Genomic DNA, 25202 nt, shown 5'->3' on the forward strand with positions numbered 1-25202 from the left:
TGTGAAGCAACCTTTCATTTTATCAATAAATTATAATTATTGTTTTACGATTTTTCTAGAAACTTTATTTACACCGTCTTCTACTGTTACGATATAATTTCCTTTTTGCAGTTTAGAAACATTAATAGATTCTCCACTGTTTACTCTGTTAGAAGAAACCAATTTACCATCTACAGAATAAATGTTTACAGTAGATTTAGAAGGTAATTCAATAAGAGTTAAATTATCAGAAACCAAAGTATTCATTTTTACTTTTTTATCAAATGTTTTAGGATCTATTGTTGCCAAAGTACCTTCTTCATAAGCTAATATATCATCATATGAAGTTGTTTGACCTCCGTAAGCTCTAAAAGCAACATCTAAACTAGTTGCTGTAGCTTCAGCTGGCATTTTTGCAGTATACTTTGTCCAAGCAGCTGCAATAGGTAAGTATTTATTACTAGTTCTAAATAAATCTGTAGTAGCGTCTGTTGTTGTGTAAACTGCTGTACCTCCAGAATTCTTGTAAACTGACCATAATCTAGCAGCAGAAGCACCAGTTGTTTTATACCAAAACTCAATTACATAAGTCTTTCCAGCTGTAACTGGTACATTTTGATAAAACCCTGTTGTAGCAGTTGCTGGCGCATAAGTAGCATATGCTGGTCCTTGATTACCACCAGTTGGAGCAATAGTTGGAGCAGTGTAACCAGCCGTAGTTCCAGCAGCCCATGGAGTTAATCCATTTTCAAAATCACCATTAACCACTAAATTCTGTGCATTTGCAGCAGTTCCTAAAGTTACAAAACTTAAAAGTGTAAAGATTTTTTTCATGAGATTTTATTTTTAAATTAATATTCCCAAATTTACAAAGATTTCTCAGAATAGACCTCTTTTTCTGTTAATTTATTATTAAAACTTCTCCACAATAATCCTTATTTTTTTTAGTTACTTTTACACAGCGGTTTTAGAAAGATTTCAGTGACAAAAAAATTATTCTTAGCATTCCTTTTTTTGAGTGTTTTTCTCACAAAAGCACAAATTTTCACATGGAAAAACCCTAATTTACCTGCTCAAGATTCCCTAAAAACCGATTCTATTGTATCAAAAAGACTTAATCGTGAGTTTTTTAAAAAAGACACTGCCAATTTTGTTTGGAAAGAAAAAAAAATTTTCTATGATGAATCCGTTTTGGTTAAGAAAAATTCTCGCTCACAAATTCTCGGCGACCTCAACGCAAAAGGTTCCATCATCCGTGGAATTACATTTGGCAATAACCAGGGACAATCGGTGCAATCTTCTATGGATATGCAAATTGCTGGGAAACTCAGCAAAGATGTTTCTATTCTCGCCAGTATTTCAGACCATAATTTGCCGATTCAAGCAGATGGTTACACCCAAACTTTGCAGGAATTTGATAAAATCTATCTTCAACTTAATATAAAAGACAAAAGCATTCTAAAAGCGGGACATCTCGATTTGCAAGACGACCAAACGTACTTTGGAAAGTATCAACGCAGAAGCATGGGAATTGGTTTTCAGACCAATTTTGGCAAAAACAACAAAACTTTTCTTGATTTTTCGGCGGGAGTTGCCAGAAGTGAATTTCACCGAATTCGCTTTCAAGGAGTAGAAGGAAATCAAGGTCCGTATCGTTTAAATGGAAAAAACGGTGAAAATTTTATCACCATTCTTTCAGGTTCTGAACAGGTTTTTATTGATGGAATTCTCATGAAACGTGGCGAAAACCAAGATTACACCATCAATTACAATACTGGGGAAATTACTTTCACGAGTTTCCGACCGATTTTTAAACAGAATTTCATCACCATTTCTTACAATTACACCAACCGAAACTACAACCGTTTCATCGTCACTTCTTCGGTGAAACATCAAACCGAAAAACTGAAACTTTCTTTCGATGCTTTTCTGGAAAATGATAACAAAAACGCTCCACTTTCCTTGAATTTATCCAAAGATGATGAGCAAATTCTCGCCAATGCAGGAAACAATCAGGACTTAATGTTCGCGCCTTCTGCTGTGATTACAGAATACGATGTGAACAAAATTTTGTACAAATTAGTCCAAAATCCACAAGGAAATTACTATGAATTTTCTACTGACAAAGCGGAAACTTTGTACAACGTTTCTTTCACCTATTTTGGAAATGGAAAAGGCGATTACCAACTGAAACAATCTACCAATAACGGAAGAGTTTTTGAATTTGTAGGTGCTGGAAACGGTGATTATTCTGCACTTAGAAAATTGCCTTCTCCACAGAAATCTCAAGTATTTTCTACAAGTGCAGAATATACTTTTAACAAAGGAAAAATTGGTGGAGATTTCTCTTTGAGTAATTATGATGTTAATTTATTTTCATCTAAAAACAACGACCAAAATACAGGTTTTGCAGGAAGAATTTTCGGGAATAAAATCTTTACCAAAAATAATTGGAACGGAACAGTTGGCGCAGAGTTTCAGAGAATTTCTTCACAGTTTCATATTTTAGACCGAATTAATGATGTGGAATTTTCTAGAGATTTCAACTTGACTCAAGAATTTAATCAAATCACTCAAAATAGATTGATTTTCAGCTTTTTAAGCCAATGGAAAAACTCCAATTTCATCAATTATAAACTGAATTACCTCAACGAAAAACAAAGTTATAACGGCATTAAAAACGATTTAGATTTTAAATTTCTAAAGAAAAACACAGAGACCAGAGGAAATTTATCTTACCTAAATACCACATCAGATTTTCAAGACACGCAATTTGCAAGAGGAAATGTTTCTACTGAATTTTTGAGTAAAAAAGGAAGCTGGAGTTTTGGCGGAAGTTTTGAGCATAATCAGAAGAATTTCAACCAAACCAAAACACTTGACGTCACCAGTTTTTCCTGGAAAGAAGTTTTTGTTCAAAAGAGAATTGGCGACAGTTTACGCACCAAATTATTGGCAAAATCTTATTTCAGGACCAATGATTCTGTGCGCGATAATTCTTTAAAAAAAATGAACAATATTCTCGGTTTAATGCTCGAAAGTCAATTGATTAGAACCGAAAAAACTCAACTTTCCACACTCATTCATTACCGAAAATTTTTCTACGAAAATGAATTAAAAACGCAGTTTAATTCAGATTTTGTGATTGGAAATATTCAGTACAATCAACAATTTTTCAAAAACGGAATGCGTTTGCAAGCTTTTTATGAACTCGGAAACGGACAAGAAGCGCAGCGAGAATTCCAGTATTTAAAAGTAACAGACGGACAAGGAATTTACAAATGGACGGATTATAATGGTGATGGAATTCAGCAGTTAGATGAGTTCGAAATTGCAGAATATTCGGATTTGGCGCAATACATTAGAGTTTACACGAATACGGTAAAATACACACCTTCCAACAAAAATAAGTTGCAACTTTCGCTTTCGGTGAATCCTTATATTGTCTTTAATTCAGACAATCAGTTTTTAAGACGTTGGAATTTTAATATTTCGCTCAATGCTCAAAACTCTTTTTACAAAGACGATCGAGTTTTAGAATTTAATCCGTTTAAAACCGAAGATAATCAGATTCTAAAAAATCAGAATTTGCTATTCTCTGTACTTTTCAACCCAACCGAAAAGTCTGGCTGGAACGGAAATTATCGTTTCATCGACAATCAAAATTTGGTAAATGCCAACTTTAGTATAGAAAAGAAAAATACGCAAACTCATTTGGTGAATTTCGGATATTGGTTTAATAAAAACTTGCGTGCAGATTGGGAAAATCAGTTGCAGAATTACCAATCTTCATCACAATTATTCAAAACACGAGATTACACTTTAAACCTATACGAAACCAAGCCAAAATTGGTTTACAAACTTTCGGAAAGCATACAAACCGAAGTTTCTACCGCTTACAAAATCAAGGACAGAAAAGACGGCGAAGAATTTCTGAAAACCTTCGATGCCACTGGAACTTTACAATGGGAAAAACAGAAAACTTCTATCCGTGGAAATTTCAGTTTCATCAATAATGATTTCACGGGAAATGCTTTCAGTATTGTAGGAAATCAAATGCTCGATGGTTTAAAACCTGGTAAAAATCAAGTTTGGAGCGTGATTTTGCAACAAGCATTAAACTCATTCCTGCAACTCAATGTGAATTATGAAGGCAGAAATTCTGGCGAAAGAACAATTCATATCGGAAGTGTGCAAGTGAGAGCGAGTTTTTGATTTGTGAAATTGCAAAGTTGTGAAATTGTAAAATCGTAAAAATGTGAAACTGCTAAACTGTAAAATCGTGAAACTGTTTAATCTTGGGTTATGAAGTTCTGAAAAATCAAATAATAATTATAAAAACTATAACTATGTACACATTTTATTTTGAGAAATTAGAAGTATGGCAAAATGCAAGAAAATTAGTAAAAGAAATTTATAAAATATCTACAAATTTTCCTGACGAAGAAAGATTTGGAATTACAAATCAAATTAGACGAGCTTGTACAAGTATCACTGCTAATATTGCAGAAGGAGTTTCAAGAAATACCAATAAAGATAAATCTAAATTTATTAATATTGCATATAGCACTAGTATTGAAGTCATTAATTTTCTAATTCTTTCTTGGGATTTAGATTTTATTTCAGAAGAAAAATATATTGAATTAAGAGAAAAAACTGAATTAATTACCAATCAATTAAACTCATTTTATAAGTCTTTAGAATAACAGTGAATTTATTAAATCTTAAAACTGTTAAATCGTTTATTTGTTGAAAAGCAAAAATCAGCTCATAAAGTTGCATATTGTAAAAAAATTATCGGATTTTTTTTTTTGACTAATAACAATTTCACGATTTTACAATTTCACAGTTTAACAACTTAACAGTTTCACGATTTTACAGTTTTACAACTTCTCGATTTTACAAAAAAAACTACCTTTGCAAAATGGTAAAAATAGGCAACATAGAACTTCCTGATTTTCCGTTTTTATTGGCACCAATGGAAGACGTGAGTGATCCTCCTTTCCGTAGATTGTGCAAATTACACGGCGCAGACTTAATGTATTCAGAATTTATTTCTTCTGAAGGATTGATTCGTGATGCGATGAAATCTAGGAAAAAACTCGATATTTTTGATTACGAAAGACCTGTTGGAATTCAGATTTTTGGTGGAGACGAAGAAGCGATGTCGCTTTCTGCCAAAATTGTAGAAACGGTAAATCCTGATATTGTGGACATCAACTTCGGTTGCCCTGTGAAAAAAGTGGTTGCAAAAGGAGCTGGAGCTGGAGTTTTGAAAGATGTAGATTTAATGGTTCGCTTAACGAAGGCGGTGGTAAATTCTACACATCTTCCCGTTACGGTGAAAACGAGATTAGGTTGGGATGTTGATACAATTAATATTGAAGAAGTAGCATTGAGATTGCAAGATGCAGGAATTAAAGCGTTGACGATTCACGCCAGAACCAGAAGTCAAATGTACAAAGGAGAAGCGGATTGGGAATATATTTCTAAAATTAAACAAAATCCTAATATTGAAATTCCGATTTTTGGAAATGGCGACATTGATTCTCCCGAAAAAGCTTTAGAATACAAGCAAAAATATGCTTGTGATGGAATGATGATTGGTAGAGCTGCGATTGGTTATCCTTGGATTTTTAATGAAATTAAACATTTCTTTGAAACTGGAGAAAAATTACCAGAACCTACTATTTCAGACCGACTTCTTGCTGTAAAACAACACGCAGAATGGAGCGCAGAATGGAAAGGCGAAAGATTAGGCTTGATAGAAATGAGACAACATTACAGCAATTATTTCCGTGGAATTTCTCACTTTAAAGAATTCAAAACCAAATTTTTACAGGTTTTAAGTTTGGAAGAATTTTATCAATTACTGGAAGAAACGGAAGAATTTTATAAAAATAAAGTTGAAATTTAATAAATTTTAAAACCACAAAAGAGACAAAAGAATATATTGAAAATAAGTTTTTCAAAAGTAAAAAAGAGAGAACAATTCCTTTTTGTTCTTTTGAATTTTTTAAACATCATCATTTCTTTTGTGCCTTTTGTGGTTAAATTAAAAAATATGAAAATCATTTCTTACAACGTCAACGGAATTCGCGCGGCTTTTACCAAAGATTTTATCGGTTGGTTGCAAGTTGCCAATCCTGATATTATCTGCATTCAAGAATCTAAAGCTGGAAATGACCAAATAGACATCGAAAGTCTAGAAAAAGTTGGTTACAAAAGTTATTGGCATTCTGCGGTAAGAAAAGGTTATTCTGGAGTGGGAATTGCCAGTAAAATAGAACCAAAATACATAGAATACGGTTGCGGAATAGAACATTACGATAACGAGGGCAGAATTATAAGAGCAGATTTCAAAGATTTTTCGGTGCTTTCTGTGTATGTTCCGAGTGCTTCTAATATTGAGCGATTAGATTTTAAACTTCAGTTTGCCGAAGATTTTTTAGAATACATTAAAAACTTACAGAAACAAATCCCGAATTTGGTGATTTGTGGAGATTTCAACATTTGTCATGAAGAAATAGACATTCACAATCCGAAAGGTTTAAAAAATACTTCAGGATTTTTGCCTGTTGAAAGAGAATGGATGACCAGATTTATCAAAGAATGTGGATTGATTGACAGTTTTCGATATCTTCATCCCGAAAAACAAGAATTCTCTTGGTGGAGTTATAGACAAAACTCTAGAGCGAAAAACTTAGGTTGGAGATTAGACTACCATTTCATTACAAAATCTCTTGAAAACCAATTAGAAAGAGCCTTAATTTTAAAAGAGGCTGTCCACAGTGACCATTGTCCAGTATATATTGAACTAAAAGATTAAAAATAGATCTTTTTATAAACAAAAAAACCACCTTTTCAGGTGGTTTTAATCGTTATCGACAATTTCATATTCTATAGGAATAGTTCCAGAACCATGATCACCAATTTCATTAAAAGCGGCTTTAGTCATATCAAAAGCTCTACTTCTGTGAAATGGACCTCTGTCATTAATTCTAACTACAACAGATTTTCCTGTTCTTAAGTTAGTAATTTTTACTTGCGTTCCAAATGGTAATCTCATATTCGCAGCAGTTAGTTTTGAATTATCAAAAACTTCACCGCTTGCGGTTTTTCTACCGTTAAATTTATCGTGGTAGAACGATGCAAAACTTGTTTTAGCATCATTGGTATTATATTTGAATGAATATAAACCAAGAGTTGAAATCATCATTATGATTACGAGAATTGCTCTTTTCATCATTTTGAATATTTTTTGTGGGTTTTACAGGCGCAAAGTTATCATGAACCTCTTTTAGCTCACAACCAATTTGTTAAATTTTCTTAATTTTATGTTAAAAATTTGTTAAACAACTCTCTCAACTACGTGTTCATGGGAAACGAGAGGAAATGTTAAAAAATGTTAAAAAATATGTTAAAATTGTTAACATTATTAACTATTTAATGCATTGTTTTTTGTCAATTCAAAAACATTATCAACGAAAACAATTGAATAAATCAAAAAAAATCACCAATTAATTGATGATTTTTTATTTTTAATTACATTAATTTAAATTTAACTTAATGTAAATTTTATGGTTTTCCGTAAAGAAATAATAAATATTATTCTGCAATTTCACCATACAAATCGAACTCTTCTGCGGAAGTAATTTTAATATTTACAAATTCACCAATGGAAATATAAGTATCTTTTGCTTCCACTAAAACCGTGTTATCCACATCTGGAGAATCATATTCCGTTCTTCCCACGAAATAATTTCCTTCTTTTCTATCAAAAATACATCTGTAAGTTTTCCCAATTCTCTCTTGGTTATTTTCCCAAGAAATCTGAGACTGTAATTCCATAATTTCTTCTACCCTAGCTTGTTTTACCTCTTCTGGAACATCATCTTCTAAAACATAAGCACTTGTGTTTTCTTCATGAGAATAGGTAAAACAACCCAACCTATCAAAACGTTGCGTACGAACCCAATCTTTTAATTCTTGGAACTTTTCTTCAGTTTCACCAGGGAAACCAACAATTAGCGTAGTTCTGATAGCCATATCTGGAACTTTCTCACGGAATTTATCCAATAAAGCATTGGTTTTTTCATAAGTAGTCCCACGCTTCATGGCTTTCAGAATTTCTGTATTAATGTGCTGAAGCGGAATATCGATATAATTACAAATTTTAGGCTCTGATTTAATCAATTCTAATACATCTTCTGGAAAACCTGAAGGAAATGCATAATGCAAACGAATCCATTCTATTCCTTCTACTTTTACCAATTCCTTTAATAAATCTCCTAATGCTCTTTTCTTATATAAATCTAAACCGTAATAGGTAAGGTCTTGAGCAATTAAAATCAATTCTTTAACGCCAGATTTTGCAAGTTTTTGTGCTTCTATAACTAGGTTTTCAATTGGAGTAGAAACATTACCACCTCTCATCAATGGAATAGCACAAAATGCACAAGGTCTATCACAACCTTCAGCTATTTTCAGGTAGGCATAGTGTTTTGGAGTAGTGGTTAAACGTTCTCCTACTAATTCATGTTTATAATCTGCTCCTAAATGTTTTAATAAAATCGGTAAGTCTCTAGTTCCGAAATATTGGTCTACATCTGGAATTTCTCTGATTAAATCTGGCTTATATCTTTCTGAAAGACACCCTGTAACGAAGACTTTCTCTACTTCTCCTCTATTTTTAGCTTCTACAAAATCTAAAATAGTATTGATGGATTCTTCTTTGGCATTATCGATAAAACCGCAGGTGTTAATCACTACGATGTCTCCACGTTGTTCGTGGACTACTTCTTTGCCGTTTGCTTTGAGTTGTCCCATTAAGACTTCTGAGTCGTAGATGTTTTTTGAACAGCCTAGGGTTACGATGTTAATTTTCTTTTTGCCTACAGATTTTGTTCTCATGTATGATAATTGATGGATGGTAAGTATTGAATTATTTAAGGTTGCAAATTTATGAAATTAAAAAGGAACTTTAGGTAAGAGTTTTATTGAGGTAAAATATGCCTATCTATTTCATGCACTTTTCATGCACTATCCATGCTTTATCTATGGAGTATCTATGTACCATGTGTCGTCCTGTGTCGTCCTAAAATAACTATACAGGTTATTTAATAAATCCTACTTTGGTTATAAACATCCTTTATTTCTTCAAAAAACACTGTGTTTATGGGAAGGAATCAGAATCCCGTTTAAGTTTCCTAAAAGAATTTGTTTATATAATGGCATAGATTCTATAATAGAATTGGATTTTAACGAAAATATGTTTTTATCACTAGAATGAGTGATTTTTTAAGTTTTAAATAATTATTCTACAAATAAAAAAGCACAGAAAAATCTGTGCTTTTACGGATTAATAGTGGGTAATCCTTCCCAATTTTTTTGTAACTTCTTCAATTATTTAATTTCTGTTGTTTTTTTACTTCATTTTCAAAACAACTTCTTTTATTCTATTTTTTTGTTCCTCTGTAAGATTAGAACCAGAAGGTAAGCATAATCCTTTATTGAACAAATCTTCGGCAACCGAGTTTCCATAATAGATGCAATTCTCAAAAACAGGCTGAAGGTGCATAGGTTTCCATAACGGTCTAGATTCTATTTTTTCTTTTTCAAACTGTAACCTAAGATCATGATTAGACCATCCTGTAATTCTTTCATCTACTGTAAGTGCGGAGAGCCAATGATTAGAATAAAAATCTTCATTGGGTTCGCTAAAAACAGTAACTCCTTCTATTTCTTGGAAAAGTTTTACATAAAAAAAGTGATTATTTCTTCTTGCCTCCACTCTTTTATCCAAAACTTCCATTTGACCCCTTCCAATTCCAGCAGAAATATTACTCATTCTATAATTGTAACCAATCTGGGAATGCTGATAGTGAGGTGCATTTTCTCTGGCTTGAGTAGAAAGAAAAACCGCTTTGTTTTTCTGTTCTAATGTATTACAAACAAGAGCTCCTCCTCCAGAAGTAGTAATAATTTTGTTCCCATTAAAACTTAAAATAGACATTTGCCCAAAAGTTCCACACTTTCTCCCTTGATAAGCAGACCCCAGCGCTTCCGCAGCGTCTTCTATAACAGGAATGTTGTACCTTTGAGCCACTTCTAATATTTCATTCATTTTTGCAGGCATTCCATAGAGATGCACTACAATTATCGCTTTTGGCTGTTTGCCTTTCGCCAATCTATCCTTAATAGCTATTTCTAGACTATTGGGACACATGTTCCATGTTTCGGGTTCACTATCGATAAAAACAGGTGTAGCACCTACATAAACGATAGGATTAGCAGAAGCAGAAAAGGTAAGTGATTGACACAGTACTTCGTCACCTTGCTTAATTCCTAAAATAATTAATGCGAGATGAAGGGCTGCTGTACCAGAACTAAGCGCAGCTACTTCTACATCTTGATTTAAGTAATTTTTAAGATCTTTTTCGAATCCTCCAACATTTGGACCAAGCGGGGCAATCCAATTTTGTTCAAAAGCCTCATGAATGAAATTTATTTCATTACCACCCATGTGTGGAGATGAAAGCCAAATTTCATTTTTCATTTGTGTTTAATTTAATTAGCACGTTTAATAATTTGTTTATACGCAAAAATAAAGAATTTTTTCGCAAAAAACAGCTAGAACAAAAGATATTTTTTTAATTATTTATTAATTTTATCCTTGTTTTTTTTAAAAATACTATTTTTTATCTTATAAATCTTTTAAAATTAATATGTCTCGGTCGTTTTAAAGATGTAAAACTTAGCCAAAACATACATTATTAGAGTAGGAAATATTAGGTATAAGATTCCTTCTACAAAATTTAGTTTCCAATAAATGATAGAAAAATTAATTAGCAATTGAATCACTCCATACATTGTAGAAACTAAAAGATGTGACCATTTCATTTTATTGACCAATAGCTGATACAAATGATGGCGATGCGCTTCAAAAATATTTTCTTTTAGTTTAATTCTTTGAATAATTGTAAAAATCACTTCTATCCCATATACTCCTATGAAGAGTAAATAAGTAAGCTCCTGGGTTTTCACTACAAGTAGTCCTAAAAGTGCTAATACCCAAAAAGCAATGCTCATACTTCCTACATCTCCTGCAAAACATTTTGCTTTTTTTCTGAAATTAAAAAATAGAAAAACTAAACTCGCCAAAACTGGATAAATAATAAAATTAACATCTGTAAAAATAATTTTATACTGATTAATGTAATATAATGTAGATAGAATTACAAAGCTGTAAAGTCCAGTGATTCCATTAATTCCGTCCATAAAATTATAGGCATTTAGTACTCCAATAATAAATATAAAGACTATTGGTAATAACCAAATAGGCAATATAAATAATATTCCTAAAAAATAAATGAGTAGTGAAACTGAAATGAAATGAAAAAAAAGTCTAAGTTTAGTAGACAAGTCAAGAATATCATCTAGAAAACTTATTACAGATAAAATAAGGAGGCCTAAACCAAAAGCCCAATATTCTTTTGGTAGAAACGTATCTTTTCTGTATAAAATGCTCGACGCAAAATATAGTAAAAAAGCAATGGGGAAAATGATTCCACCTCCTCGAAGTGTTACTTTTGTGTGAGAACTTCTATGATTTGGTTTATCAATAATATTATGTCTAGCTGCTATTTTAAAATAAAATAATTCTAGTGCAAAAAGTATTATGATAATAATTAGATATTCCATAATTATTTAAAACTTTTAATGGTTACTTCTATCCCTTTTTCTGCTGAAATGGGTAGTTTTTTTATGTCTAAAACAGATTTAATTTTTTGATTGCTTACCTCTAAATTACTCGTCATTTTTTTTAATCGTTTTGTATTTAAAGGAAATGGGGAAAAATCTCCAATTTTAGCCAATACTTTTATGACGATAGGTGGAATATATAGATCTATGATTTTTTTATTTTCTACTCTTTTTATTATTTCTAATATTTCTTTTGTAGAAAGGACTTCATCATCTGCTATGTGATAAATTCCAGAATCTAATTTATCTTGATTATTAATAATTTCTTTTAGAAAAAAAATGAAATTATCGATTGAAAGAAATGAACGACTATTTTGAAAGGCACTTAAGGGATAAGGAATACCTTTAGAAATAAATTTATAGAGAAGTTCTAGATTTCCTTTATCTCCTTCTCCATGAACCAATGGAGGTCTAAGAATGATTATTTTTTTTTCTTGGGGTAGTTTTTGCCTTAATAGCCATAACTCGGCTTCTCTTTTTGTTTTCCCATAATGAGAAATCGGATTATTAATATCTTCTTCATTTAGAGGATGGAGTGATGCAAACTCTTCTAATGCAGCAATAGAACTTATATGAATTAACAACGTAGCTTTTGATTTAAAAAATTTATTAAAAATCTGTTTTGTTAATTCTACATTTGCTTCATAATAATCTTCATAACGTGCTACACCCTTATGATCATGAGCTTTACCAATAAGATTAATAAACACTTCGGTATCAGATGGTAAGTTATTTTTCCATTCATCTTCGCGCAAACTAATAGGCACAATACTATTCTTTGGAAACTTCTTCATTACATTTTTCCCAATAAAGCCAGATCCACCAAATAAAATTATCTTCATTAGTCTAAGAGTTTATCTAAAGTTTCTTTGTTAATTACATTACGTTTTTTATCAAAAATCCATCCCCATTTACTGAAATAATACATTGCTGACTGAATACCAATTTTTGTAAGCCTCCATGATTTATGAGATCCTTTTGCGAAATGATGATAAATTTGAACATCAGGATAAAAAACTGTTCTATATCCTCCATCAATTAATCTACGACAAAGATCTGTTTCTTCTCCATACATGAAAATATTCTCGTCAAATCTTCCTACTTTTTTCAAAGCCTCTATCCTTAAAAACATGAAACATCCGGATAGATAAGGAACGTCCATAATTTTATTATAATTTGTAAAACGAAGTTCAAATACTTGATTGCGTTTTTCTACTAGTTTTTTAAATGGATTAAATCTTCTTCCAATCCAGTCATAAGGAGTTGGTAGAAGTTTTGCAAGATATTGTATGCTTCCATCTGGATATAGTACCTTTGGCATTATATTACCAATCGAAGGATTTTCATCCATATACTTAATAATAGAAGACATTACCTCTGGATCGAAATACACATCTGGATTAAGAACTAAATGATATTGAGCTCCTAGTTTTTCCACACTTTTTATAGCAATATTGTGTGCCGCCCCAAATCCTGGATTTGTTGGGTTAAAAATATATGTTATATTTTCAGGAGATATTGAAACGAGTTGCTTTAGAGTCTCATTTGGAGAGTTATCAATAAGATATAAATGTTTTTCATATGGGAAATTTGAATTTAAAAAACTTTTTATTGCATCAGATAAAACTTTAACATTATTATTGTACAATACTATTGAAGCTGTAACCAACATATTTTAATATTTATTTTTAATTATTGAAAGAATTTCTAAATACTTTGATGCCCTTGTTTTAGCAGTTCCAAAATTTTTAAGTTGAATAGTTCCCTTTTCCAATAATTGGTCATATTTTTCTTTATTCGCTATTAATTCAATGATTTTATCTGCAATATCATTAGGATTAGTAGGATCAAAATAAGATGCTGCATCTCCACAAATAGAAGTAGCAAAAGAATAATTAGAGGTAAGAATAGGCTTTTTCATTTTCATTGCTTCTGGATAATTTGCTGAAAAAGACTCTATTAAAGAAGGTAAAAATAAGACATCTGATTCTACATATAATTGTGGACAAAATTTAACTGGAATTCTTCCTAAATTAACTATTTTTGATTTAGCCAAAGTATTAAATTGGGTTTGAAACTTGTTTTCATCCACCGTTAAAACAAATTTCACTTTATTCCCTGGTAATTTTTTTTCTAGAATTGGAACTACATCATTAATCACAGTAAGATTCTTATGAATATCAAGTGATGCTAAGGATACTATTCTAAATTCTCCTTCTCTCCTTTTTGGTAATAGAACTGGTAAATTTTCGGTATTAGGATTTTCAAAAAAATGATTAAATGTATTACTTACTGTAAAAACATTATTACTATTTATATTCAAAAATTTCACTAAGCGCTGCGACATATCTTGGGTCTCACAGATAAAATATTGTCCGTTTCTTTTTAAAAAAAATCTATGTGCCCATTTCATCAGTTGTATTCTCATTTTCTCCTTCCAAGGAATGACTTTATAGAATGGAGATTCTGGATATACATAATATGAATTCGCAAATCCAGTAATGTGAGGAGATCTCGGGGTCCAACAAGCTGGACCAAAAACAGTGAAAACAACATCTGGATTTATTTTTTTTTCTAAATTCTTAAGTTTTTTTCTAATAAAAAAACCTTTTAATCCATAAAGAGGATGCCCCTTAAAATCATAAAAATAAAAATTAGAGGGGAAGCTCGTTTTATCAATCTCTTTAGAAAGAGTAGGACTAAGAAATATATGATAAGTATTATGCAGATGTGATTTGCATTCTTGAATAAAAGAAAATGCAACTTGAGTAACTCCCGTCCCACTTAAAGTTGTAGTATTGATTATTAGTTTCATATATTAATTTAGGAATAGTCTAGCTCTTCTAAAACACTTTTTAAGAATGCTTTATTATCTACTGAATTATATAATCTGATTGCATTTTTAGAAAATTGTTCATGGTTTTCATTTATTTCTAAAATATTTTGACACAATTCATCAATATTACCATTATCAAAAATTCTACCACAATTATACTTTTCGAAAGGAATTTTGAGACCAGGAATATTATTTCCTATCATGGGGATACCATACCCTGAATACTCAAATATCTTATTGGGAGCGCAAAATATCTGATTAAGTGATATAGGGTCATACATTAATATCCCAATATTTGCTAAAGAGGTAATATAGAGATGCTGAGGAGAAGGAATAAAAGAAATATGTATAAGTGATGGACATAGTTTTTTATATTTTTCAATCATTCCATAATCTCGTCCCATAATTACTGGTACATACTCTTCTCCTAATTTATTTACTGCTTTTAAAATAAAAGACAAGTCTCTTTCTGGAGAAACTAATCCTTGATAAAGGATTACTTTTCTTTTGAGATTAACTATTTGGTGGTAAAGTTCTGGCTGGTGGTTTTTCAAAAAGTTCAAAGCCAGAGAATTCTCTTCTAAACTATAGGGTTTATTAGGTAAAACTAATGGAATTTTTTTGGGTTGAAACCAAACATTAAAAATTGCAGCTCGGATTTCCTCACACACTATAAGTCTTTTCGCTTTTTTCACATATTTATTAATAACATATCTGTAAAACTTAGAATGATCATACATTTCTAAAATATGCATTACATATGATAATTTATTAGGCAATGAAGAAAATAATAATGGTGCTAGACTATCTGCATCTACAAACCATATTAGAGCATTAGTATTTTCTTTATTCCATAAATGAGCCAGAACTGCTTTTCTATATTTGTACCAAGTTTTTAGTTTTACAAAAAGAGATCTTTTTTCTAGATCTACGAAACTCCCTAAATTTAATTCAATATAGTTAACATTTATTTTTCTAAAACGGTCTTTCCAAAATTCGTTAAGTCCTAATGTAATTACGGTAACCTCTACTCCTAAATCTCTTAGATGCTGGATGACCATCTGAGTTGGAGGTTCTTTTTCAATTGTATTTTTATGAATAATAATTACTTTCCTCATAAATAAAAAAGTTTAATTAAAACTCCACTTATACCTTATAAATGGTTCAATAAAAAAAATAATAAGTAAGAAAAATAGCATTGGGTAAAGACCTTGAGTAATTCCTGATAAAATATCACCTCTTACAGTGAGTAAACTTGCCAAAAATGAAAGAAGACCAATAAGTAGTGTATAGTAATTTTCGGATAAAAGAAAAGCATCTACTAATCTTAATAAAATTCCAGCATATAATCCCATAAGAAATGAGTATAGTATAACTCCATATATACCATTATTTGCCCATCCTTCACCAGCTATACCCGCTGCATTAGACCATTTAAGATCGGCGAGATGCTGAGGTTCAAAGTTCTGTCCACCCCATTTCACTTCGGTTAAGGCTACGCCAAATCCTACTGGCTTTTCTTTCCATATGCTTCTGGGAATAGGATTAAGTAATACTGCTTTTAAAGTATAATTTAGAGGCAAATAAGGAACTGTATTTCCAAATTTATCTACTGAAAGTTCATAATCTTTGAGTAAAAGGTCTCCTTCTGTAGAACTATAATCTTTTTGAGATTGTGAAAAATCCATTTCGGTTATCGTCTTCTGTAACATGTCCAAATTATCAATCTCTTTATTTCGAATAGATGAAAGAGCTAAAAACATTAATAACACAATTAAACCAGGATACAAAACTTTAGGAGAAAATAAAATTCCTTTCAATGGTGATAATCCACTTGAAAAATTAGAAATAATTTTGGCTAAAATAATAATAACCAATAGCACAATTATAGCTCCTCTGGTTCCTCTTGGAAAAGCGACAAGTGCTAGAGCAAGAAAAGAAAGATTGGTATAAAAAGAAGAAGTGTTAAATTTCGAGTTATTATAGCTTAAAACAAATAAAATTAATGAAGAAACTGAATAAAGTGAAAACTGAATAATACTTAAATAAGTAGGAGCATCTTCTATTTCGGGCAACCTAAAATAAAATCTAGTGACCGCTTTTTCAAAAGAACCATACAACCATGTATTCAATGACAAATCAAAAGTTATATAAGTGAGTACAATTAAAAAAAGGAAAAATTGTTGACTTCCGGTTAATGGTTTAATGTCCAAGGATTTAAGCACTGTGGTTTTTCTTTGAAAATAATTTACCAGAAATTTTAATTCTCTATTTCGGATAAAATATGTGGTTCCAAAGAAAATAAAAAAAGATAATGTTAAAATTAGTTCAGATTTTTCGGAGAGCACAATTTCTTTTGTCTGTCCAAAAAAAAGGATAAAAATCATTAACATGTAAAACATAGGGTCAATAATGAAATTATATTTTTTTTTAATAATTATCATTATTGCAAAAAAGATAGCAAAAAATCCAGGAAACGTCATTACTATTAAGATTACATGTTAATTTAAATATCTTCTAATATACAAAAACTGAATGATTGCATGACAAAAATAGCTTATAAGATAAGCTAATGATAATCCTATAGCACCTAGAGCTTCTTTTTCAACTAAAAAATGAGTACTTACAGTAAGTATAATTGCCCACATGAGATTAGCATAAAAACCTAACCACATTTTTCCTTGGCTTGCAATAGCCTGACCAATTACATTATTTATAGAAATTAATCCTGTTGTAATGAACATAATTATTATTGGCCATAATAAATCATTATATTTTGCTCCATAAAAATCTACAATTAATGGAGAAAATATCACAAAAACTATTACTAAAAAAAAAGCTAGAACAATATTTATTTTAAGATTTTTATTATAAACCATTCTGTATTGCGCCTTGTTTTCTACTCTTGAAGATAAAAGAGGAAGTGCTATTTGCGATAAAGCCGCAGGAATGAATAAAATGGTATTTCTCCATTGGCTAGCAATATCAAAATTAGCCATTTGTAAATATCCACTGGGTTGATTTACTAAAACATAATTAGCATACCATACTACTGGTGCAACCATTAATCCCGCTAAAAAAGCTGGAAAGCTAAAATCCCACAGTATTTTAATTTCTTTAAAATTCTCTTTGCTCCAAAATTCAATTTTAAATTCTGAATAGAATTTTTTTCTTAGAGTGATAAAATTGAAAATAAAAAATAAAACGTAATTAGCTCCAAATGCGATGATTACAACATCTAAAGTATAAAATCTTGCCGCTAATATCAAAAGAACAGAAGAAATAATTCCGCTCATCGCACTATTGATAGATAATTCTTTAAATTTTTCTATTCCTGCTAAAATTCCATTCTGTATACCATTCACCGAAGAAAAGAATAAAATAAAAGCACTTATTTTAATTTCTGTATTTAAATTCGGAGCATTTATTTGATGCGCTATAGGTATAGCAAACAGATAAATTAGAAAGGAAATGAGAATGCTAATTACTATTGCAAAAAAAGTAGACATTCCTACAATTCTCTCTAATTTTCTTTTTTGAGAAAAACGATATTGTGCAATAAACTTAGTTGCGGTCATTCCTAGCTCCATACCAGCAAACATGGCAAACATTAAAATTGTAGATTTTATGATTCCAAATTGCCCATACTCTTCTTTGTCTAAATATTTAGCCATAAAGATTGTAGCAATTAACAATGTAAACTTAGAGATTACATTCCCTAAAATAATCCAAAAACTCTGACTAAAAATTTTTCTGTTTAAATCTGAAGATAGTGTTTTTACTATTTTTTCATGTACAATTCTTCGCATAAACCACTATAGATTTGCAATAAAATCTACTATTCTTTCACTTGCTTTTCCGTCTCCATAAGGATTATGTAATTCACTCATCAAAGAATATTTCTCAGTATTTTCTAATAAAATATTAGTTTCTTTTACAATTTTTTGTTTATCTGTACCTACAAGAATTACTGTTCCAGAATCTACTGCTTCAGGGCGTTCTGTAGTATCTCTCATTACTAATACTGGTTTCCCTAAACTAGGAGCTTCTTCTTGAATTCCTCCCGAATCTGTAATAATTAAATATGCATTTTTCATTAACCAAACAAATGCGGGATATGATAATGGGGAAACTAATTTTATATTTTCTATTCCAGAAAGTAATTCATAAACAGGACCTTTAATATTAGGATTTAAATGTACGGGATAAATAATCTGTACATTCTTATTATTTAAGGCTACCTCTTTTAGTGCTTCACAAATATTAATAAAGCCTAAACCATGATTCTCTCTTCTATGACCAGTTATTAAAATAATTTTCTTCTCCGTATCTATTATTTTTTTAAGCTCTAAAATTTCGGAATTTTCAAAATTTTGGACTCTCTTGGAACTAAAAAGTAATGCATCAATAACTGTATTTCCTGTAATTACAATACTATTCTCTTTAATATTTTCCTTCCTTAAGTTTTGTTCAGAGTTTTCCGTAGGCACGAAATGATAATCAGCTACGCGACCTGCTATTTGTCTATTCATTTCCTCTGGGAAAGGAGATTTTTTATTATTAGTTCTTAATCCTGCCTCTACATGACAAACTTTAGCACCTGCATAGAAAGAAGCTATACTTGCTGCCATAGTAGTAGTAGTATCTCCGTGAACATAGACATAATCGGGCTTATATTCTTCAAGTATGGGCTGAAGTCCTGTAATAATATCAGAAGTTAGGGAATATAAATTTTGATTAGGCTTCATAAGATTTAAATCATAATCAGGAGTAATTTCAAAAAAATCTAGTACTTGATCTAGCATTTCTCTATGCTGAGCGGTGACACATACTTTTGTTTGAAATTGGTCTCGTTTTTGAAACTCCTTAATTAAAGGAGCCATTTTTATTGCTTCTGGACGAGTTCCAAATATGATTAAATTTTTTTTCATAGATGATTAGTTATTTAGTTTTTCTTTTATTCTCTCAAAAAATGTTTTTTCTTTAGCGCCGTATCCATAGCCATATTTATTACCATACCCGAAATAATCACTATTTACATCATTTATGACAAAAGCTGTGTTTTTAATTTTATGAGATTCTATATTCTTGTTTGCAAACTCTACTAAAAGTTTTTCTGTGTATTGTGATCTTACCACATATAATGTTACATCTGCCCATTCTGAGATTAAGAATGAATCTGTAACCAACATCAATGGAGCTGTATCAAGAATTATGTAGTCATAACTTTGAGATAGAATATTGATTAGGGCTTCAAATTTTCCATTAGAAAGTAAATCAGTAGGATTTGGGGGGATACTTCCAGAATACATTACATCAAGATGAGGATTGAAAATACTTTTATGTATTAACGTTTCAATATCCATACTTTCATTATGTAAATACTCTGTAAGCCCGCTTAGACCTTTTCTTTCTGTATTATATCTCTGAAGTTGAGGATTTCTAATATCTGCTCCAATAATAATAGTCTTTTTGGTAGGGCTCGCTATGGTTAATGCAAGATTTACAGAAATAAATGTTTTTCCTTCTCCCTTTACACTTGAAGTAACCATTACCACCTTTCCTTTCTTTTTCTTTGTCATAAAATTCATATTGGTAATTAGAATTCTAAATGACTCTGCTAAAGGAGAGTTATCATTTACCTTCACTAGATCATGGTCTCCTTTTTCTAAACGAGGAATTTCGCCTATGATAGGTTTCCCTTTAGAAATTTTTTCAATGTCATGTTTTGATTTTACTTTATTATTAAATCTTTCTAACAATGAAATAATAATGTAAGGAATTAATAATCCTAAAAACAAACCTGCTAATAGAATAATTGAAGATTTAGGGGCTACTTGAGCATTTTTAAATGCTTTATCTACAATTCTTGCTTTGGGAGCTGTCACCGCTAGGGATATCTGAGTCTCTTCTCTTTTTTGTAATAACAATAAATAGAGCGACTCTTTAATTTGTTGCTCACGTTCTATGCTTCTAAACAATTTTTCTTGCGCAGGTATTTTTGCAATTTTACCAGACACTAAATTCTGCTCTTGTTCGTAAGTACTTACAGCCAGCTGCAATCCGTTTTTGTTTTTTTGAAGATTTTGTAAAATTGTTGGTCTTAAATTATTAATTTGAGACGTAACTTCTATTACTAATGGGTTTTGAGGTGTTGCGTTCTCTAGTAACCTATTTCTTTCTAGAATTAATTGATTATAAGCTGTAATATTAGCTACTGCTCCTGGATTATCTAATCCAATATTATTAGGAATTACTTGATAGTTCCCTTGTCTGGAAACAAAAGAGATTAAGCTATTTGTTAACTCTAATTGTGAGGCCAGCTCTAGTTCTTTGGCTCTAGCTTCTGCAGAGGTTTTAAGGCCTAATTCTCCTTCGACAGCTAAATCAGTAATTTGATTGTTTCTTTTAAATTGTTCTTTTTGACTTTCTACATTCCCTAAATCTTTACCTACGTTTGCTATTCTTTCTTCAATAAATTCAGCTGTTTTCTTGGACTCTTCATTTTTATCATTAATAGCATCTGCATTGTAGACTTCAACTAAGTGATTAATTATATCCTTTGCTTTATCAATATTGGGATAATTCATTGATAATTTAATCACGGTAACATCTTTATTTACTAATGAGGCATTAATTAGCTTTTGATAGTCTATGGTTTTGTTTTCAATATTAGAAACATTAATGATAAGTTCATCTAACTTTTCTTTGCTAGGTTTAAAAATTTTGTTTTTTAAAATAATAACATTTGCGGTCGGCAATGATACAACCTTATTATAAGTAGTCACTGTAGTAAAACCTTCCTTGTTGGTTATGGTAATTTTTTCTCCTTTTAATGAAAGAAATAATGGTTCTGGTTTCTTTTCAGTACTTTTTTCATTTACTATTTTTACAATAATAGGAGAAGTTTTACCAAATACTTCAGTGTCTTTAAATAATCCTGGTTTATAAATATCTGTCTCTAAACCTAAATCTTTAATTACAGTTGTAATGAGTTTTTTAGACTTTAAAACTTCAATTTCATTATCAACTCCATCCGAACTCATTTTACCCAATCCAGACAAATCTCTCAGCATTTCAAAGTCTTGACCACCCATTGATCTTTTAGAATCTCTAATCAATACTGTAGAAACAACTTCATAAATTGGGTTTTGTGTTTTTAGAAAAAAATAAGCAATTAGTAATGTAAAAATTCCACTCAATGCAAACCATTTCCATCGTTTAATATAGGGTCTGATAAGTTCATTTATATGAATTTCTTCTTTTTGGAAACTATTATTGTTCATTTTCTAATTTTTAAAAATCAAAGCTAAAATTGTTACAACGATTGAGGCTACTGAAATGTAAATACCTGTATTAGGGTCTAATCTAGACGTTTTTTGTTTTGTTCCATTTGGAGATACAATAATCACATCATTTTGTTTCAAATAGAAATATGGAGAATTTATAAAATCTGCTTTGGTAAGATCTAATCTTTGCTTCGTTATTACACCATCTACATTTCTAATGACCAAAACATCATCTCTATTTCCATAAATCGTTAAATCGCCAGCTAAACCCATTACTTCTAACAAAGTAGTCTGTGCTTCGGGAATATTATATGTTCCTGGACGATTTACTTCTCCTAAGACTGTAATTTTATAATTGGTGTTTTTAACCGAAACCTGAGGATTTATAACATATTTTGTTATTTCTTTCTTTAAGGTTTCTTTTAAATCCTCCGTTGTTAAATTTTCAGTATTTATTTTACCCACAACAGGAAAATCTATATTCCCCTGAGTATCTACTATATATGTAGGTCCTGAGGTAGAAGTCTGATTTTGGGTAGGCATATTATTGCTAGCTGTAGAATATTGTAAGATCTGCCCAGAAGAAAAATTTTGGTTAAAAGGTTTCACCACATCCATATCTTTTGCGGTAACCAAAATAACCAGTTGATCATTAGGCTGTATGGTAGATTTTGCATTTTTTATCGATGTTTCTAATGCTACATTTTCGATGTTTTGCAGGTAATCTAGTTTTTTTTGGCTAGTACAAGAATTTAGAAAAACAAATACTAGATTTATTAATAAAACAAAAATATTTTTCTTCATTTATTAAATTTATAATTAAAATTATACAGTTCTGCTGTAAAAGTGCCTTTTTTAGGACGTACAATATAGGATTTTCTTTTCTAATAATAGATGTTTAATGCCGTTAAAAACCTTTGATAATAGAATTTTGTATGACAATTTTAATATTTATTTTTAAAAGCTTCGCTTAGTGAGTCCCATATTTTAACACCCACTTTATTTTATTCTTATTTATTATCATTCTTTTCATTTATACCAACGTAAAAATAGTAAATTTTGTATCCTATCTCCATTTTTAAGCTGGTGAAATGTAATTTTCTATATTATAAATATCTAAAGACTTTATTTCATTATTTTTCATTTTCTCTAACAAGCAAAAAAATCTCATGATTTTGTCATGAAATTTATTGCTGATTCAAAAAACTTAGCTTTTTAAAATGGTTTGTAATAATATTCCTCAGCATTGTAATATCCATTCAATTGAAGACTTTTATAAGGTGTTTATTAATTTTTAAAGAAGAACCTTATTTAAAATAAATCTTAGTGTTATTTTAACGATCTAATTTTTCGAAAATTGAATTATTGCTGATGAATTCTGGCACCATATTTTTAAGGATTCTCACAATTTGATTATTATCGTGAGATAGTGTAGCGTTTTCTATTTGTTCTAATAAATCTTTTATTTCATTATATTCCTTATGAGGATCCATAGAAACCATTATTTTATGGTGAGGTGTTGGAAGATTTTTTGTATTATCGCTTAATAACTCCTCATATAATTTTTCTCCAGGTCTTAATCCTGTATATTTTAATAGAATATCTTTTTCGGGTTCTTTTCCTGAAAGTTTAATCATTTTTATTGCTAAATCTTTTATTTTCACAGGTTTTCCCATATCAAAGACAAAAATTTCGCCTCCTTTTCCCATAGTAGAGGCTTGCAGCACTAATTCGCATGCTTCAGAAATGGTCATAAAATATCTAACAATATCTGGGTGGGTAATGGTAATGGGCCCTCCTGCTTCAATTTGTTTTTTGAAAAGTGGAATTACAGAACCGTTACTCCCTAAAACATTTCCAAATCTGGTGGTAATAAATTTGGTTTTATTTTCTGGTAAAAATTGTAAAGATTGTACTAATAATTCTGCAGATCTCTTAGAGGCTCCCATTACATTGGTAGGGTTTACCGCTTTATCTGTAGAAACCATTACAAATGTTTTCACCTTATTTTGAACAGAGAGTTTTGCCAGATTTTGTGTTCCCAATATATTTACCCAAACTGCTTCGTGAGGGTTATTTTCGATCATGGGAACGTGTTTATAGGCCGCTGCATGATATACCAAATCAAAATTGAATTTTGTAAAGATGCTTTCGAGTCTTTTTTTATTGGTAATATCTGCTAAAATGAATTCAAAATCTATATCTGGAAATTTTTCGTTCATTTCCAACTGGATTTCGTGTAACGGTGTTTCCGCTTGGTCTACTACTACTACTTTAGAGGGTTTATATGAAGCTACTTTTCTCACAATTTCGCTCCCAATAGAACCTGCACCTCCTGTTACTAGAACTGATTTATTTTCATGAATTAATCTTACTTCTTCATTTTCAATACAAATAGGTTCTCTATTGAGTAAATCTTCTATTTGAAAGCTACGAATATTGGTATGAATTTTTTCAGGATTGAATTCTTCCACCAAAGGAGCTTGAAAAATTTCCATTTCTTTCTCTAAAAACAAATTCACCCATTCTGTTAATTCATTAGCAGATAAATTTTCTTTAAGAATTAAAATCCCATCTATTTCTAACTCTTCTTTCGGTGTTTTAATAAAAGTCTCTTGAGTCATGATGTCTAGTCCAAAAATTTTGGCATTTCTAGAATCATTTCTCTTGGTTAAAAACCCTTTTAATTTATATTGTAGATTATGACTTTCGATGATAGAATTTGCGATTGCTACCGAATAATCAGAAATTCCTAAAATTAATATTCTTTTTTTAAGAGAATTGTCTTTGTACTCCTTAATCCAGCGAAACATTTCCTTCACAAAAAGACGAAACATAAATAACGTACTAAATGAAAAGAAGAAAAAAACGATAAAGAATGATATATTTTCAGGAACTGAATGATCATAGACCATATTGTACACTCCAGAAAGAGCCCACAGTGTAAATGTAGTGGCTACAATAGACCATAAGAGATTCAGTAAATCATAAAAAGTAGAGTGTCTTATAATGCCTGCATATGTTTTAAACACATACATATAAAAAAGACTTACTGCTATTATTAATGCATAACCTGCAAAACTTTCTGCTATAAAATCTGAATGGTTTAGAACTTTTTCTAAAATTTTGAAGGAAAAAAAAGTAGAAACTCCAATTAAAAAAACATCTATTGCGATGATGATATATCTTGGCAAATATCTTATGTTGGCTAAATTAAGTAAAACATTTACCTCATTCATCTTGTTTTCTGGTTCATTTTTCTGAGTCATCATGGGTGCTTTTAATCTTTATATGGTTGTCTACCGAAAAGTATACATGCAAATTTACATAAATCT

General features: G+C 30.6%; 19 protein-coding genes. 4 read left to right on the forward strand and 15 right to left on the reverse strand.

From position 1 onward, the window contains the following. Window positions 1-36: 36 nt before the first annotated feature. Window positions 37-813, reverse strand: coding sequence for a T9SS type A sorting domain-containing protein (locus tag QO190_RS09775; protein ID WP_371462965.1), 777 nt, complete (start codon window positions 811-813; stop codon window positions 37-39). A 180-nt stretch (window positions 814-993) separates the two neighbouring features. On the opposite strand from QO190_RS09775, the gene QO190_RS09780 reads away from it, so the two are divergent. From QO190_RS09780 to QO190_RS09795, 4 genes are all read left to right on the forward strand, one after another. Continuing rightward, a complete protein-coding gene (locus tag QO190_RS09780) occupies window positions 994-4194 on the forward strand; it encodes a hypothetical protein (protein WP_371462963.1) in 3201 nt (1066 codons plus the stop codon). Between the two features lie 134 nt (window positions 4195-4328). After that, entirely contained in the window at window positions 4329-4685 is a 357-nt protein-coding gene (locus tag QO190_RS09785) for a four helix bundle protein (RefSeq protein WP_371462961.1), read from the forward strand. Between the two features lie 218 nt (window positions 4686-4903). Then, window positions 4904-5896 (forward strand): tRNA dihydrouridine synthase DusB, encoded by a 993-nt coding sequence (gene dusB / locus QO190_RS09790; RefSeq protein ID WP_371462960.1) that lies wholly within the window; start codon window positions 4904-4906, stop codon window positions 5894-5896. 147 nt (window positions 5897-6043) lie between these two features. Next, window positions 6044-6808 (forward strand): exodeoxyribonuclease III, encoded by a 765-nt coding sequence (locus QO190_RS09795; RefSeq protein WP_371462958.1) that lies wholly within the window; start codon window positions 6044-6046, stop codon window positions 6806-6808. Between the two features lie 45 nt (window positions 6809-6853). Here the strand turns inward: QO190_RS09795 and QO190_RS09800 are convergent, their stop codons facing one another. The 14 genes from QO190_RS09800 to QO190_RS09865 form a co-directional block, all read right to left on the reverse strand. Further along, window positions 6854-7228, reverse strand: coding sequence for a septal ring lytic transglycosylase RlpA family protein (locus QO190_RS09800; protein WP_104792269.1), 375 nt, complete (start codon window positions 7226-7228; stop codon window positions 6854-6856). A 359-nt stretch (window positions 7229-7587) separates the two neighbouring features. Further along, on the reverse strand, window positions 7588-8892 hold the full coding sequence (gene rimO, locus QO190_RS09805; RefSeq protein WP_371462956.1) for a 30S ribosomal protein S12 methylthiotransferase RimO: 1305 nt from the start codon (window positions 8890-8892) through the stop codon (window positions 7588-7590). A 514-nt stretch (window positions 8893-9406) separates the two neighbouring features. After that, window positions 9407-10537 (reverse strand): DegT/DnrJ/EryC1/StrS family aminotransferase, encoded by a 1131-nt coding sequence (locus QO190_RS09810; protein ID WP_371462954.1) that lies wholly within the window; start codon window positions 10535-10537, stop codon window positions 9407-9409. Between the two features lie 164 nt (window positions 10538-10701). Next, a complete protein-coding gene (locus tag QO190_RS09815) occupies window positions 10702-11682 on the reverse strand; it encodes a glycosyltransferase family 4 protein (protein WP_371462952.1) in 981 nt (326 codons plus the stop codon). Between the two features lie 2 nt (window positions 11683-11684). Next, a complete protein-coding gene (locus tag QO190_RS09820) occupies window positions 11685-12584 on the reverse strand; it encodes an NAD-dependent epimerase/dehydratase family protein (protein WP_371462950.1) in 900 nt (299 codons plus the stop codon). Beyond that, window positions 12584-13414: a glycosyltransferase family 2 protein gene (locus tag QO190_RS09825; RefSeq protein WP_371462948.1), complete on the reverse strand. Its 831-nt coding sequence runs from the start codon at window positions 13412-13414 to the stop codon at window positions 12584-12586. The genes QO190_RS09820 and QO190_RS09825 overlap by 1 nt, the downstream gene beginning before the upstream one ends. A gap of 3 nt (window positions 13415-13417) precedes the next feature. Beyond that, window positions 13418-14557 carry a glycosyltransferase gene (locus QO190_RS09830; RefSeq protein WP_371462946.1) on the reverse strand — a complete coding sequence of 380 codons (1140 nt, stop codon included), beginning with the start codon at window positions 14555-14557 and terminating at the stop codon, window positions 13418-13420. Window positions 14558-14565: 8 nt separating this feature from the next. Continuing rightward, on the reverse strand, window positions 14566-15696 hold the full coding sequence (locus QO190_RS09835; protein ID WP_371462944.1) for a hypothetical protein: 1131 nt from the start codon (window positions 15694-15696) through the stop codon (window positions 14566-14568). A 12-nt stretch (window positions 15697-15708) separates the two neighbouring features. Further along, window positions 15709-16791 carry a hypothetical protein gene (locus QO190_RS09840; protein WP_371481313.1) on the reverse strand — a complete coding sequence of 361 codons (1083 nt, stop codon included), beginning with the start codon at window positions 16789-16791 and terminating at the stop codon, window positions 15709-15711. A 288-nt stretch (window positions 16792-17079) separates the two neighbouring features. Further along, the gene (locus tag QO190_RS09845; protein WP_371462941.1) at window positions 17080-18387 is read right to left on the reverse strand and encodes an oligosaccharide flippase family protein; all 1308 of its coding nucleotides are present in this window, start codon (window positions 18385-18387) and stop codon (window positions 17080-17082) included. A 6-nt stretch (window positions 18388-18393) separates the two neighbouring features. Then, complete coding sequence (gene wecB, locus QO190_RS09850; protein WP_104794458.1) at window positions 18394-19509, reverse strand: non-hydrolyzing UDP-N-acetylglucosamine 2-epimerase; 1116 nt, start codon at window positions 19507-19509, stop codon at window positions 18394-18396. A 6-nt stretch (window positions 19510-19515) separates the two neighbouring features. Continuing rightward, on the reverse strand, window positions 19516-21864 hold the full coding sequence (locus QO190_RS09855) for a GumC family protein (RefSeq protein ID WP_371462939.1): 2349 nt from the start codon (window positions 21862-21864) through the stop codon (window positions 19516-19518). A 3-nt stretch (window positions 21865-21867) separates the two neighbouring features. After that, window positions 21868-22671 (reverse strand): polysaccharide biosynthesis/export family protein, encoded by an 804-nt coding sequence (locus QO190_RS09860; RefSeq protein ID WP_371462937.1) that lies wholly within the window; start codon window positions 22669-22671, stop codon window positions 21868-21870. A gap of 530 nt (window positions 22672-23201) precedes the next feature. Beyond that, window positions 23202-25136 (reverse strand): polysaccharide biosynthesis protein, encoded by a 1935-nt coding sequence (locus QO190_RS09865; protein WP_371462935.1) that lies wholly within the window; start codon window positions 25134-25136, stop codon window positions 23202-23204. Between the last annotated feature and the right edge of the window lie 66 nt (window positions 25137-25202).

Origin of the sequence: Cloacibacterium sp. Arc13 (assembly GCF_041431305.1) — a bacterium.
In the GTDB taxonomy this organism is placed as follows: domain Bacteria; phylum Bacteroidota; class Bacteroidia; order Flavobacteriales; family Weeksellaceae; genus Cloacibacterium; species Cloacibacterium caeni_B.